General features: G+C 66.3%; 13 protein-coding genes. 12 read left to right on the forward strand and 1 reads right to left on the reverse strand.

The genetic code is table 11. The features are described 5' to 3' along the window. Window positions 1-40: 40 nt before the first annotated feature. The 10 genes from RSO01_RS02835 to RSO01_RS02880 all read left to right on the forward strand — a co-directional run bounded on the left by RSO01_RS02835 (window position 41) and on the right by RSO01_RS02880 (window position 9690). Entirely contained in the window at window positions 41-1108 is a 1068-nt protein-coding gene (locus RSO01_RS02835; protein ID WP_147146008.1) for a branched-chain amino acid ABC transporter permease, read from the forward strand. A gap of 32 nt (window positions 1109-1140) precedes the next feature. After that, window positions 1141-2391, forward strand: coding sequence for an ABC transporter substrate-binding protein (locus RSO01_RS02840; protein ID WP_147146010.1), 1251 nt, complete (start codon window positions 1141-1143; stop codon window positions 2389-2391). Between the two features lie 64 nt (window positions 2392-2455). After that, entirely contained in the window at window positions 2456-3247 is a 792-nt protein-coding gene (locus RSO01_RS02845; protein ID WP_147146012.1) for an ABC transporter ATP-binding protein, read from the forward strand. Between the two features lie 99 nt (window positions 3248-3346). Continuing rightward, window positions 3347-4378: a hypothetical protein gene (locus RSO01_RS02850; RefSeq protein ID WP_147146014.1), complete on the forward strand. Its 1032-nt coding sequence runs from the start codon at window positions 3347-3349 to the stop codon at window positions 4376-4378. Window positions 4379-4399: 21 nt separating this feature from the next. Next, window positions 4400-5146 carry an SIR2 family NAD-dependent protein deacylase gene (locus RSO01_RS02855; RefSeq protein WP_147146016.1) on the forward strand — a complete coding sequence of 249 codons (747 nt, stop codon included), beginning with the start codon at window positions 4400-4402 and terminating at the stop codon, window positions 5144-5146. 62 nt (window positions 5147-5208) lie between these two features. Continuing rightward, the gene (locus RSO01_RS02860) at window positions 5209-6213 is read left to right on the forward strand and encodes a TAXI family TRAP transporter solute-binding subunit (RefSeq protein WP_147146018.1); all 1005 of its coding nucleotides are present in this window, start codon (window positions 5209-5211) and stop codon (window positions 6211-6213) included. A gap of 32 nt (window positions 6214-6245) precedes the next feature. Then, window positions 6246-6980 carry an SDR family oxidoreductase gene (locus tag RSO01_RS02865; RefSeq protein WP_147146020.1) on the forward strand — a complete coding sequence of 245 codons (735 nt, stop codon included), beginning with the start codon at window positions 6246-6248 and terminating at the stop codon, window positions 6978-6980. A gap of 2 nt (window positions 6981-6982) precedes the next feature. Continuing rightward, a complete protein-coding gene (gene eda, locus RSO01_RS02870; RefSeq protein ID WP_246157996.1) occupies window positions 6983-7609 on the forward strand; it encodes a bifunctional 4-hydroxy-2-oxoglutarate aldolase/2-dehydro-3-deoxy-phosphogluconate aldolase in 627 nt (208 codons plus the stop codon). A 51-nt stretch (window positions 7610-7660) separates the two neighbouring features. Then, window positions 7661-8683, forward strand: coding sequence for a YncE family protein (locus tag RSO01_RS02875; RefSeq protein WP_147146022.1), 1023 nt, complete (start codon window positions 7661-7663; stop codon window positions 8681-8683). A gap of 11 nt (window positions 8684-8694) precedes the next feature. Next, window positions 8695-9690 (forward strand): sterol desaturase family protein, encoded by a 996-nt coding sequence (locus tag RSO01_RS02880; RefSeq protein ID WP_147146024.1) that lies wholly within the window; start codon window positions 8695-8697, stop codon window positions 9688-9690. On the opposite strand, the gene RSO01_RS02885 is transcribed toward RSO01_RS02880, so the two are convergent. Further along, complete coding sequence (locus RSO01_RS02885) at window positions 9632-10573, reverse strand: sugar kinase (RefSeq protein ID WP_147146026.1); 942 nt, start codon at window positions 10571-10573, stop codon at window positions 9632-9634. The genes RSO01_RS02880 and RSO01_RS02885 overlap by 59 nt on opposite strands. 59 nt (window positions 10574-10632) lie before the next feature. Here RSO01_RS02885 and RSO01_RS02890 point away from each other — a divergent pair, with 59 nt between their 5' ends. Together RSO01_RS02890 and RSO01_RS02895 are read left to right on the forward strand one after the other, a co-directional pair. After that, complete coding sequence (locus RSO01_RS02890) at window positions 10633-12162, forward strand: FAD-dependent oxidoreductase (protein ID WP_147146028.1); 1530 nt, start codon at window positions 10633-10635, stop codon at window positions 12160-12162. A 162-nt stretch (window positions 12163-12324) separates the two neighbouring features. Continuing rightward, window positions 12325-14124, forward strand: a complete 1800-nt coding sequence (locus RSO01_RS02895) for an IlvD/Edd family dehydratase (RefSeq protein WP_147146030.1) — start codon at window positions 12325-12327, stop codon at window positions 14122-14124. Window positions 14125-14129 lie beyond the last annotated feature (5 nt).

Below are 14129 nucleotides of genomic sequence, written 5' to 3' on the forward strand. Positions count from 1 at the left end.
CTCCGGCAAGACATGACGCGCCACTGGAGCGTGCCTGACCATGTTCCATCGCGAGTCCGGAGTCTTCAAGACGACCTACGCCGCCGACATGGCGCTTTACCCGCTGCCGATCGCCAAATGGACGATGATCGCGCTGGCGGTGATCTTCGTGCTGATCGTCCCGATGATGGTGCACGAATATTACCTGTCGATCCTGAACCTGATCTTCATCGCCATCGTCGGCGCGCTTGGGCTCAACATCCTGGTGGGCTACACCGGCCAGATCTCGATCGGCCACGGCGCCTTCATGTCGGTCGGCGCCTACACCGCGGCCAATCTCGCCGTGAAGCTCGGCCTGCCGTTCTGGCTGACCTTGCCGGCGGGCGGCCTGATGGCGGCGCTGATCGGCGTCGTCGTCGGCATGCCGAGCCTGCGCATCAAGGGCCTCTATCTCGCGATCGCCACCCTGGCCGGCCAGCTCATCATCGAATGGACGATCAACCGCGTGCCGGCGATCTCGGGCGGCGCCCAGGCCTCGATCGAGGTCGACCGTCCGAGCCTGTTCGGCTTCGCCTTCAACACCCAGGGCAGGCTCTATTTCTTCCTGCTGTTCTTCGCCGTGATTGCCATCATCGCCACCCTGAACCTGGTGCGCAGCCGCGTCGGCCGCGCCTTCGTGGCGGTGCGCGATCAGGATATCGCGGCCGAGATCATCGGCATCAACATCTACCGCTACAAGCTGCTCGCCTTCGCGATCTCGTCCTTCTATGCGGGCGTCTGCGGCGTGCTCTACACCTACTATTTCGGCATCGCCAACTACGAGCAGTTCCAGCTCATCGTCTCGATCGACTACCTCGCCATGATCATCATCGGCGGGCTGGGCTCGGTCCTGGGATCGATCCTCGGCGCGATTTTCGTCACACTGCTGCCCATCGCCATCCGCATTCTCATGGAGAATGTCGGCGCCCTGTTCTTCACCGCGGCCGAGATGGCCAACGTGATCTCGGGGCTGCGGCTGGGCGTATTCGGCGCGCTGATCATCTTCTTTCTCATCGTCGAGCCCGAGGGGCTCAACCGTCTGTGGAGGAATATCCGGAGCTACTTCCGGGTTTGGCCCTTCTCCTACTAGGAGCGGGGCGGTCGTTGGAAAGGGAGGAACCCATGACGAGGTTCGGTAAGAGTCTGCTGGGAGTGGCGGCAACGACCGCGGCCCTGGCCATCGGCGGGGGCCAAGCCTTCGCCCAGAAGGAAGTCATCTTCGGCCTTCAGTGCGACCGCACCGGGCCGACGGCGAACGTGGGCACCGTGCTGTGCCCCGGCTACCAGGACTACATTGCCCTGATCAACAGCAAGGGCGGCGTCGAGGGCCACAAGATCAAGGTCCTCGAGATCGACAACGAGTACAAGGTGCCGCCGGCCATCGAAGCGCATGAGCGCTTCAAGAAGGAAGGCGCGTTGCTGGAAGGCCTCTACGGCACGCCGCAGACCGCAGCGCTGAACAAGAAACTGGAAGAGGACAAGATCCTCGGCACGTCGCCCGGCTTCGGCACCGCCGCGTCGGCTGACGGCAAGCGCTATCCCTATACGTTCCCGATTGCGGCCAGTTACTGGTCCCAGGCGGGTGCGGCGGTCGCCTTCGCCAAGCAGCAGCTCGGCGGCAGCCTCAAGGGCAAGAAGATCGCCTACATCTATTACGACAACCCGGCCGGCAAGGAGCCGCTGGCTGTCCTCGAAGACCTCGCCAAGGACGAAGGCTTCGAGATGCGCACCTTCGCGGTGCCCGCACCGGGTCTCGAGATGGGGGCGCAGATCCTTGACATCACCGGCCGCTTCAAGCCGGACTTCATTATCTCCCACCTGTTCGGGCGCGCCCCCTCGGTCTCCATCAAGGAGCTGAAGGGCAAGGGCTTCCCGCTCAGCAAGGTCGTCGGGCTGGTGTGGGCGAGCTCGGAAGCCGACATCATCGCCGCGGGCGGCATGGGCATGGCCGAAGGCTACAACACCATCCAGTTCGCCGGCGTCGGCAAGGACTTCCAGGCGCTGAAGGACATCGAGGCCATGTACAAGGCGCAAGGCAAGGCGGCGCCGAAGGAAATGGACTCGACGGTTCTCTACAATCGCGGCGTGCTGATCGCAGCGCTGCATGTCGAGGCCCTGCGCAACGCCATCAAGGCCAAGGGCGGCGCCACGCCGACTTCTGAAGAGGTCAAGAAGGGCATGGAGTCGGTCAAGGGGTTCACCCTGGGCGGACTGGTGCCGCCGATGGAGATCACGCCGGCCGACCATGAAGGCGGCGGCTGGGTCGAGATCTGGACCGTCAAGGGCGGCAAGCTCGTCCGCACCAAGGAGTGGTTCCAGGGCTACCGGCCGCTCATCCTGAAGCACCTCGCGGCGGACGCTTCGAAGTCCTGAAATTGAAAAAGGGGTGGGCGGCGATGACCTCGCCGCCCATTCCATCGCACAGCTGGGGAGTTCCATGCTGGCCATCAACAACATCGAAGTCGTCTACGACCGCGTCATCCTCGTCCTGAAGGGCGTGTCGATCGACGTCGGCGACGGCCAGATCACGACCTTGCTGGGCGCCAACGGCGCCGGCAAGACGACGACGCTGAAGGCGATTTCCGGCGTGTTGCGCTCGGAGCGCGGCGAGGTCACAAAGGGCACGGTGCAGCTCGGTGACAAGCGCATCGACGGCATGCGCGCGCACGACGTGACGCGCCTCGGCCTGGTCCAGGTGTTCGAGGGCCGGCGGGTGTTCGAGAACCTGACGACCGAAGAGAACCTGATCGCCGGCGGCCACGTCCAGACGGCTGCCGCGGTGAAGCAGGGCATCGACCTCGTCTTTTCCTATTTCCCGCGGCTCAAGGAGCGGCGCCATCAGGTGTCGGGCTATCTGTCGGGCGGCGAGCAGCAGATGCTGGCGATCGGCCGCGCGCTGATGAGCCAGCCCAAGGTCGTGCTGCTCGACGAGCCGTCGCTCGGCCTCGCTCCCATGCTGGTCGAGGAGATCTTCGGCATCGTGAGCCGCCTGGTGAAGCAGGAGAAGCTCTCGGTGCTGCTGGTCGAGCAGAACGCCACCATGGCGCTGGCCGTGGCCGACCACGGCTATGTCATGGAAAACGGCCGCATCGTGCTGGAAGGCCCGGCTGCCAAGCTGCGCGACAATTCCGACATCAAGGAATTCTACCTCGGTCTGAACGAAGGCGGGGCGCGCAAGTCCTACCGCGATACCAAGCATTACAAGCGCCGCAAGCGCTGGCTGTCTTAGTCTTCCGGACCGCCGGCCTCTGGCCGCTCATGATGCCGGCCAGAGGCCGGCGGTCCGGAAGATCATGACGCACCGATGGATGAGCGCTAGGCTGGCGTCATGCGGCCCGCCTTGGCGTTCCTGGTTGCTCTCATCATCGCCCTGCCCGCAGCGGGGCAGACGCAGCTCGCCCAGCAGTGCGCGGCGTTCGGCGAGGCGCAGTACCGCAAGCTCAGCCCGTCGATCGATCGCATCATCGCGCTCGAGTTTCCGCCGCCGGCGCTCGAGCGGGTCGAGGCCAAGGCGGGATCGCAGACCGTCAGTGCGGCGCTGACGCTGCGCGGCAAGCTCACTTTCCGCAACGGCCCGCCCTTCGAGACGCACTTCGTCTGCCTGCTCGACGCCCAGCGCCGGCCGCTCTTCTTCTATGCCCTGCCGGCATTGGCGACGCGCGGGGCGCCCACGCCCGTGACGCGAGGTGGAACGCCAGCGCCGGCGCCGCCCACGACCGACACGCCGACCCTGCCGCTCGGCGCGCCACCGGCCTTGAGCGAGCCGACGCGCACGGTCTTGCCGGCAAGCGCCGTCCGGCTGCGCGGTCTGGTGCGCGACCTCGGCGGCCGCCTGCAGCTCCTGCCGTGCGATGGCTCGCCGCTCACCCTGGAGGACCGCACGCCGGAGCAGGAACTCACCCGCGCGCTGCGCGAGCTGACGGCAGGCAAGGAGGGCCGGCCGATGTTCGTCGAGCTGTATGGCAGCCGCGAGGTCGGGCTGGGGGCGGGCATCGCCGCCCTGGAACTGCGCCGGGCGTCGGTCGAGACCGCCGGCTGCCGCGAGCGTTTCGATCATCGAGAATGGATCGGCTCGGGCAACGATCCACCCTGGCGATTGGAAGTGACGGCCCGCGACCTGGTCATCAGCCTGCTGGGCGGCCCGCCGACGCAGCGCGTGACCCACGGCGGCCCCCAGAGACAGGACGGCACCATCATGTACCAGTCGACCGAGGCCGCCGAACCCGTGATCCTGATCACCGAGCAGCGCTGCGTGGATTCCCAATCGGGCTCGCTGTTCGCCTACTACGTCCAGATCAGGAGCGAGGGCCGGAGCCTGGTGGGCTGCGCGGCACACAATCCGAGCATGCCGGCACCCTGACAAAGAGTACGAGGAGGGCATATGGACGACATCGAACGCCTCAAGGACGCGATCGGCTCGGCCCGGCGCATCGTCGCCTTCACTGGCGCGGGCATCTCCACCGAATCCGGCATTCCGGACTTCCGCTCGCCGGGCGGCATCTGGACCAAGTACCAGCCGATCTACTTCGACGATTTCATGGCGTCGGAGGAGATGCGCCGCGAGTCCTGGCGGCGCAAGTTCGCGACCGACGAGACCATGATCAAGGCCGAGCCCAATGCAGGCCACCGCGCGCTCGCGAAGCTGATCGAGCAGGGGCGCATGACCTCCATCATCACCCAGAATATCGACGGCCTGCACCAGCTCTCGGGCGTGCCCGATTCCAAGATCATCGAGCTGCATGGCAATACGACCTATGCCAGCTGCCTCGATTGCGGCCATCGCCATGAGCTCGGACCGATCAGGAAGGCCTTCCTCGGCTCGGGCAAGCTGCCTTTGTGCGAGAAATGCGACGGCATCGTGAAGACGGCGACCATCTCCTTCGGCCAGGCCATGCCCGAGATCCAGATGGCGCGCGCCCAGGACGAGACGATGAACTGTGACCTCTTCATCGTGCTCGGGAGCTCCCTGGTGGTCTATCCGGCGGCGGGCTTCCCGCGCATCGCCAAGCGCAAGGGTGCGAAGCTGGTGATCGTCAATCGCGAGGCGACCGACCAGGACGACGACGCCGACCTGGTGATCCACGCCGAGATAGGTCCGACCATGAGCAAAGCTGTTGGCGTGAACTGACCGGTCTTCGTTGCGGCACGCGATGGGAAGCGGTTAAATCGTTTTCTGTCGAGGAGGCGAGGATGAGGATCAATCGCAGGAGCATGTTGCTCGGCGGTCTGGGCACGGCACTGGCAGCCTCACCGACGCTCGCCCAGGACATCACGTTCTTCCGCATCGCCACCGGCGGCACGGCCGGCACCTATTTCCCGATCGGCGGCCTGATCGCCAACGCCATCTCCAACCCGCCGGGCTCCCGGACCTGTGCCGACGGCGGCTCGTGCGGCGTGCCGGGCCTGGTCGCGACGGCGGTGGCCTCCAACGGCTCGGTCGCCAATGTCAGCGCCATTGCCGGCGGCTCGGCGCAGTCGGGCTTCACCCAGTCGGATGTTGCCTACTGGGCGTTCAACGCCAGCGGCATCTACGAAGGCCGGCCCAAGGTCGACGTGCTGCGCGCCATCGCCAACCTCTATCCCGAGACCTTCCACCTGGTCGCGCGCAAGGGCGCCGGCATCAAGACGGTCAAGGACCTCGCGGGCAAGCGCGTCTCGCTCGATGAGCCCGGCTCCGGCACGCTGGTCGATGCCCGCCTGATCCTGGCCGCCTACGGCCTGACCGAGAAGGACCTGAAGGCGGAGTACCTCAAGTCGCAGCAGGCGGCTGACAAGCTGAAGGATAACGCCCTCGACGCCTTCTTCAGCGTCTCCGGCTGGCCGCTGGGCGCCATCGCCGAGCTGGCCGCGACCACCGGCATCGACCTGGTGCCGATCGACGGGCCGGAGGCCGAGAGCCTAGTCAAGGTGTACAGCTTCTTCGCCATCGACGAAATTCCCGAAGGCGCCTACAAGGGCACCGCAGGCGTGAAGACAGTAAGTGTCAACGCCATCTGGGCAACCTCGAGCAAGCAGCCCGATCAGCTCATCTACGGCATCACTGCCGCGCTGTGGAACCCCAGCACGCGCAAGCTGCTCGATTCCGGCCATTCCAAGGGCAAGGTGATCAAGCTCGAGACAGCGACACAGGGCCTGGGCATCCCGCTGCATGCCGGGGCGGAGAAGTTCTACAAGGAGAAGGGCCTCATCAAGTAGGCGCCTGGTTGGCAGCGCTATCGGAGAATGTCATGCGGTTGAAGGGTAAGGCCTGCGTCGTCACGGCGGCGGGGCAGGGGATCGGTGCGGCGACGGCACGGGCGTTCGCGCGCGAAGGCGCGACGGTCTGGGCGACCGACGTGGACGAGGGCAAGCTTGCGGCGCTGAAGGGCGCCGAGGGCATCCGCACCCACAAGCTCGACGTCCTCGACAAGGCCGCCATCGCCGCCCTGGCCAAGCAAACCGGTGCGGTGGACGTGCTGTTCAACTGCGCGGGCTTCGTCCATCACGGCGCGGTGCTGGACGCCACGGACGATCAGTGGGCCTTCGCCTTCAACCTCAATGTCCGCAGCATGTTCTGGACCATCCAGGCCTTCCTGCCCGGTATGCTGGAGAAGGGCGGCGGCTCGATCGTCAACATGTCGTCGGCCGCCTCGTCGGTGAAGGGCGCCGCGTTGCGCTGCATCTACGGCACCACCAAGGCCGCCGTCATCGGCCTCACCAAGTCGGTGGCGGTCGACTATGTCGCCAAGGGTGTGCGCTGCAACGCGATCTGCCCCGGCACCGTCCAGACGCCGTCGCTCGACGAGCGCATCGCCTCCCTGGGCGGCGGACAGGATGCGCGCAAGTTCTTCATGCAGCGCCAGCCGACCGGCCGCTTCGGCTCGGCCGAGGAGATCGCGGCCCTGGCCGTCTACCTGGCCAGCGACGAAGCGGCCTTCACGACCGGTACGGTCAACGTGATCGATGGCGGCTGGAGCGTCTGACGGTGGATATCTCCGCCATCACGGCCCTGGCCCCGGTCATCCCGGTGCTGACCATCGAGCGGCCGGCCGACGGCGTGCCGCTCGCCCGGGCGCTGGTGAAGGGCGGCTTGCCGGTGCTGGAGATAACGCTTCGCACCCGCACCGCGATGGAAGCCTTGGAGGCGATCGCCAAGGAAGTGCCCGACGCCGTGGTGGGGGCCGGCACGGTCCTGGTAGCTGCCCAGGTCGAGCAAATTCAGAGGCTGGGAGCGAAGTTCGCCGTCAGTCCGGGCAGCACGCCGGACCTTGTCACAGCAACAAAAGCCGCCGGCCTGCCGTTCCTGCCCGGCGTGCAAACGGTGTCGGAGGCGATGCTCTTGGCCGAGCAGGGCTATCGGGTCCTGAAGTTCTTCCCGGCCGCGCCTGCGGGTGGGCTGGCTTGGCTGAAGGCGGTGGGCGCGCCGCTGGCCGGGCTGCGCTTCTGTCCGACCGGCGGTATCGGTGCCGACACAGCCCAGGCCTATCTGGCATTGCACAACGTCACCTGTGTCGGCGGCTCGTGGGTCGCGCCGGCCGCGGCAGTAGATGCCAAAGATTGGTCACAGATCGAGCGGCTCGCCGCCGCAGCGTCAAATTATAAACGGTCCTAGCATAATGCGAGGAAAGGTGCTTCAAAGGTGGTGCAAGGACGGGCTTTCTTCATGAAGAGATTGGCGATTGCGGCGACCATGTTGTTGGCCGTTGTTGGCACCGCAAAGGCCGATGCGGTCCTCGTCCTGAATTCCGAGGAAGCCTCCTACAGCATCCTGAGCCGCGCCACCCGCACCGAGCTGGCGCGTCTGCCGGTCGGGCGCGAGCCGCATCACCTGATGCCGACGCCCGACGGCAAGGAAGTGCTGATCGGGTCGACCGCGACCAACGAGCTGCTGGCCCTCGATTCCAACACCGGCGACCGGCGTCGCGTCATTGCCAACATCATCGATCCCTACCAACTGGGCTTCAGCCGTGACGGCAAGTGGTTCGTCACGGTCGCCTACCGGCTGGATCACGTCGACATCTTCCATGCCGACGGCTTCAAGCTCGCCGGCCGCATCTTCATCGACGGGCTGCCGAGCCACATGGCGTTCGACGCCGAGTCCAAGACCGTGTTCGTGTCCCTGCAGCAGAGCGGCCGTCTCGCCGCGTTCGACCTCGCGACGCAGACCCTGAAGTGGAACGTTCCCGTGGGCAACACGCCGGCCGGTGTTCTCATGCTGCCTGACAACAATCGCCTGCTGGTGGCGCTGACCGGCGAGGATGGCGTCGCGGTCGTCGACCCCAAGGACGGCAAGGTCACGGGCCGCCTGCAGACCGGCAAGGGGGCGCACAATTTCTGGCCCAAGGGCGATGGCCGCCACTGGTTCGTGAGCAACCGTGTCGAGGGGAGCGTCTCGCTGATCGACACGCAGGACATGAAACTCACCGGCTCCATCAAGGTGCCGGGCGGTCCTGACTGCATGGACATCACGGCCGATGGCAAGGAGCTGTGGGTGACCCAGCGCTTCCTGCGCCGCGTCGCCGTGGTCGACCTCGAGCAGATGAAAGTCGTGGCCAGCATTCCCGTCGGCAAGTCGCCGCACGGCGTGTACATGTTGAAGTCGGGACCGGCCGCACCGGGATCGCCTGTGAGTCCGGCCGGCGGACCATTGCGCGCGGTGTCGACGGGCTCCGGCACGACACGATAGGCAGCGCGCCGATGGGCGAGCTTACCGATCTCTGGGTTGGCGTCCAGAACTGGCTGTTCGAGACCTTCGTCGGGCCGGTGATCTTCTGGCTCGGCCAGATGGCCTGGTACGAGCCGGCCTACAACGCCGTCGAATTCGTCATGCTGGGCGCCCTGCAGATTGCGGTGATCGCGCTCGGCATGCGCTTCTTCGAGAAGCGCTGGCCGCTCGAGAAGACGGGTGACGACCGCCTGATCGGCGTCGACCGCGTCTACACCGTGCTGAACAAGCTCGGCATCATCCCCTTCGCGATTTTCGTCATCACCTATCCGATCTCCCAGGAGATCGAGCTGCTGATGCGCAGCTGGGGCATGGCGCCGCCACGGATCGAGCGACTGGTGCCGTGGCTGGGCGACAACGTGCTCGCCTCGTTCCTGGTCTACTTCGTGCTCTACGATTTCGCCGCCTACTGGCTGCACCGCGCCCAGCACGCCATCCCCTGGTGGTGGGCCCTGCACAGCCTGCATCACAGCCAGCGTCGCATGACGGTGTGGTCGGATGATCGCAACCATGTGCTCGACGACTTCTTGACGACGCTGGCCCTGGTGCTGTTCTCGCAGATGGTCGGCGTGCAGCCCGGCGAATACGTCACCATCCTGGTGGTCGGCCGCCTGGTCGAGAGCTGGAGCCATGCCAACGTCGACATGAGCTTCGGCAGGATCGGCGAGCGGCTGCTCGTTGGACCGCGCTTCCATCGCCTGCACCACGCGCTCGCCAATCCCGAGGAGCGCCACATCCACGATCACAATTTCGCGCCGGTCTTCCCGATCTGGGACATCCTGTTCGGCACGGCGATCTACGACGGCAAGCACCGTCCGACGGGCGTCGACGATCCCGTGATCGATGCCGACAACGGTCGCGGTTGGGCCGTCCAGCAGGTGACGGTATTCGGCCGCTTCCTGCGGGCGATCACCCCGCGCTTCCTGCGCGCGCCATTTCAGCCCGGACTTCGGCCGCCCGCGGAATAGGCGTCACCGCGCCGTAGCCCTTGGTCGACAGCGCCGCCGCGACATTGGCATAGCGCGCCGCGGCCTTGAGATCGTCACCCGCCAGCAGGCGCGCCAGGAACGAGCCGTCGAACGTATCGCCCGCACCGGTCGCGTCGACGGCTTCGACGCGATGGCCGGGCACTCGGAACCGCTCCTTGGACGTCGCCACCAGGCAGCCATCGGCCGACATTTTTAGCGCAATGACGGGCGCGCCGACCTTGAGATAGTAGTCAACGATGGCGTCCGGCTCCTTGAGGCCGGTGAGCTGCTGGGAATCGTCCAAGCTTGGCAGGAGGACGTCACAGCGAGCCACTGTGGCATCGATGGTCGCCCGCGCAACGTCGAGTTCCCACAGCCGGAGCCTGAGGTTGGTGTCGTAGGAAATCTTCACGCCGGCGGCACGCGCGGCCGAAACGGCGGCATCGCAGGTCCTGCGCGCGGTGTCGCTGATCGCCTGGCCAATGGCCGACAAGTGGAAGTAGCGGGCGCCCGCGATGTAGTCGGCCGGCAAGGTCTCCGGTGTCATCAACGAAGCAGCCGAGTTCTTCCGCAGGTAGTCGAACTTGTGACCGGCCAGGCCGTGGGTGACGAAGCTGACGCCGGTCGGCGCCGTGGGATGGCGGCTCACGCACGATGCATCGAGGCCTTCGGACTGCCAGAGCTCGAGGAAGGCGTCGCCCATCCAGTCCTGGCCGAGGCTGGTGACGTAGCCGGCCGAGGCTCCCTGGCGGGTGGCGGCGATGGCGACGTTCTGCGAATCGCCGCCGAAGCCTTGCAGCCAGGTGCGGCCGTCGCCTTCCTTGGGCCGATTGAATTCGATCAGCGGTTCGCCGATGGAAACGAGAGCGGGGGAGGTGGACATGACGCTCCAGGTTTCCCATGGTGCGATCTCGCACTCAACTCTGATCGACGGAGATTGCAATGGCTGAGCAAGACGCCAAGCCCAGCGGGCCCGATCTGAGCCAGGGTGTTGCCTTCGCCGATCTTGCCGACGGCTCCCTGCTTTTAGGCCATGTCGGCGACGAGCAGGTGATGGTGGCCCGCCAGGGTACCGAGCTGTTCGCCGTCGGCGCTCACTGCAGCCACTATCACGGTCCGCTCGCCGAAGGATTGCTGGTCGGCGACACCGTGCGCTGTCCCTGGCATCACGCCTGCTTCAGCCTGCGCAGCGGCGAGGCACTGGCGGCGCCGGCCTTCAGCGCCATCGACTGCTGGTCGGTCGAGCAGCGCGACGGCAAGATCTTCGTCAAGGAGAAGCGGCCGGCTGCAGCCAAGCCCAGCTCCAAGCTGAGCGGCAAGGCGCTGGACAAGGTCGTGATCGTGGGCGGCGGCGCTGCCGGCTTCGCAGCCGCCGAGATGCTGCGGCGCGAGCAGTACAAGGGCAGCATCGTCATGCTGAGCAACGACGATGCGGCGCCAGTCGATCGGCCGAACCTGTCCAAGGACTACCTCGCGGGCAACGCACCCGAGGAATGGGTCCCAATGCGCGGCGACGACTTCTATTCGGAGAACGGCATCGAGCTCCGCCTCAAGGCCAACGTCGCGAGCATCGATGCCCGCGCGCACGAGGTAGTGCTGTCGGACGGCACCAAGGTCGACTACGACCGGCTGCTGCTGGCGACGGGTGCTGAACCAGTGCGACTGCCCGTTCCCGGCGCGGGGCCATCGCAGATCCACACGCTGCGCAGCCTGGCCGACAGCCGGGCGATCATCGAGCGTGCCAAGTCGGCCAAGCGCGCGCTCGTGATCGGCGCGAGCTTCATTGGCCTCGAGGTCGCGGCCTCGCTGCGCCATCGCGGTATCGAAGTCCATGTCGTGGCGCCGGAGAAGCGGCCGATGGAGCGCATCCTCGGACCGGGAATGGGCGACTTCGTGCGCGCCCTGCACGAGGAGCACGGCGTCGTCTTCCATCTCGAGGATACGGTGGCCGGCATCGCCGGCAGCAAGGCCACGCTGAAGAGTGGCGGCTCGCTGGAAACGGACCTCGTGGTCATGGGTGTCGGCGTGCGGCCGCGGCTGGAGCTGGCGGAGAAGGCGGGGCTCAGGATCGATCGCGGCCTGGCCGTCGACGCCTTCCTGGCGACCAGCGCGCCGGACATTTACGCAGCGGGCGACATCGCACGCTGGCCCGACCCGCATAGCGGACAGGCGATCCGCGTCGAGCACTGGGCGGTTGCCGAGCGCCAGGGGCAGGTTGCCGCCCAGAACATGCTCGGGCTGCGCCAGAAATTCGACGCCGTGCCGTTCTTCTGGAGCCAGCACTACGACGTGCCGATCAACTATGTCGGCCACGCTGAGAAGTGGGACGAGCTTTTGGTCGACGGCGACATCGCCGGCCGGGACTGCCTGGTACGCTACAAGCAGGGTGGGCGCACCCTCGCCGCGGCATCGATCTACCGCGACGTCGCGAGCCTGCAGGAAGAGGTCGCGATGGAGCGGCAGGCGGCGTGATTTTCACCCCGAGACTCGCTGTCACCCCGAGCGAAGCGAGGGGCCTTTAGGCAACAGGAAGGGTCCCTCGCTGCGCTCGGGATGACAGCGTGAGCGAACGACGGACGTGCGCAAGAGCGCGCCCGGCGCTAGGCTCCAAACCAACAAATCGGAGGAACGAGGATGGTCGACAAGAAGGGCGCCAATGGCAAGGAGCGCCGGCTGCGCAGCCGGGACTGGTTCGATGCGCCGGGTGATCCGACCATGGCCGCGCTCTACCTCGAGCGCTACCTGAACTTCGGACTGACGCTGGCCGAGCTTCACAGCAACCGGCCGATCATCGGCATCGCCCAGACCGGCAGCGATCTCTCGCCCTGCAACCGCCATCACCTGCAGCTTGCCGAGCGCGTGCGCGATGGCATCCGCGACGCCGGCGGCATCCCCATCGAGTTCCCGGTCCACCCCATCCAGGAGACGGGCAAGCGGCCGACGGCGGCGCTCGATCGCAACCTAGCCTATCTCAGCCTGGTCGAGAGCCTGTACGGCTATTTCTTCGACGGCGTCGTGCTGACCACGGGCTGTGACAAGACCACGCCCGCCATGATCATGGGCGCCTGCACCGTCAACATTCCCTCCATCGTGCTGTCGGGCGGTCCAATGCTCGACGGCCACTACGCCGGCGGCCTGGCCGGCTCGGGCACCGTCGTCTGGTACGCGCGCCAGGAGCTGGCGGCGGGCCGCATCGACCTCAAGCAGTTCCTCGAAATGGTGGCGTCGAGCGCGCCCAGCGTCGGGCACTGCAACACCATGGGCACGGCACTGTCGATGAACAGCATGGCCGAGGCGCTCGGCCTGTCGTTGACCGGCTGCGCGGCAATTCCCGGGCCGTACCGCGAGCGCGGTCAGATGGCCTACGAGACCGGTAAGCGCATCGTCGACATGGTGTGGGAGGACCTGAAGCCGTCCGACATCCTGACACGCAAGGCGTTCGAGAACGCCATCGTGGCGGCGAGCGCGCTCGGCGCCTCGACCAACTGCCCACCGCACGTCAACGCCATTGCGCGCCATATCGGCGTCAAGCTCGACAACGCCGATTGGGACAAGGTTGGCTACGACATTCCACTGCTGGTGAATTGCATGCCGGCCGGCAAGTATCTCGGCGAGGCGTTCCATCGCGCCGGCGGCGTGCCGACGGTGATGGCTGAGCTCCTCAAGAAGAAAAAGGGCCACGGCGATGCGCTCACTGTGACCGGCAAGACCATGGCGGAGAACGTCGCCACGGCGAAGCCGGCCGACGGTGACGTCATCAAGAGCTACGACAAGCCGATGCTGGGGCAGGCGGGCTTCGCCGTGCTGTCGGGCAACCTGTTCGACTCCGCGATCATGAAGACCTCCGTGATCTCGGACGAGTTCCGAAAGAAATATCTCGAGCGCCCAGGCGATCGTGACGCCTTCGAAGGCACGGCGATCGTGTTCGAAGGGCCTGAGGACTATCACCACCGCATCAACGATCCCGCCCTGCCGATCGACGAGAACAGCATCCTGTTCATCCGCAATGTCGGCCCGGTCGGCTATCCCGGTGCGGCCGAGGTGGTGAACATGCTGCCGCCCGACCGGCTGGTGAAGGGTGGCGTGCTGCTGCTGCCTTGCGTCGGCGATGGCCGGCAGAGTGGCACGTCAGCCAGCCCGTCGATCCTCAACGCCTCGCCGGAAGCCGCCGTCGGCGGCGGGCTGGCGCTGCTCAAGACGGGAGACAAGGTGCGCGTCGACATCGGCAAGCGGCGCGCCGACATCCTGATCCCGGAGAAGGAACTCGCCGAGCGCAAGGCGGCGTGGAAGCCGCACGTCAAGGAAAGCCAGACGCCGTGGCAGGAGCTGCAGCGCAAGTTCGTCGGCCAGCTCGCCAGCGGCGCCTGCCTCGACTTCGCGGTCAACTACCAGAGGATCGTCGAGACCAAGGGCGTGCCCCGGCACTCGCACTAGCGGGA

This window comes from Reyranella soli (assembly GCF_007992495.1).
GTDB classification, from domain to species: domain Bacteria; phylum Pseudomonadota; class Alphaproteobacteria; order Reyranellales; family Reyranellaceae; genus Reyranella; species Reyranella soli.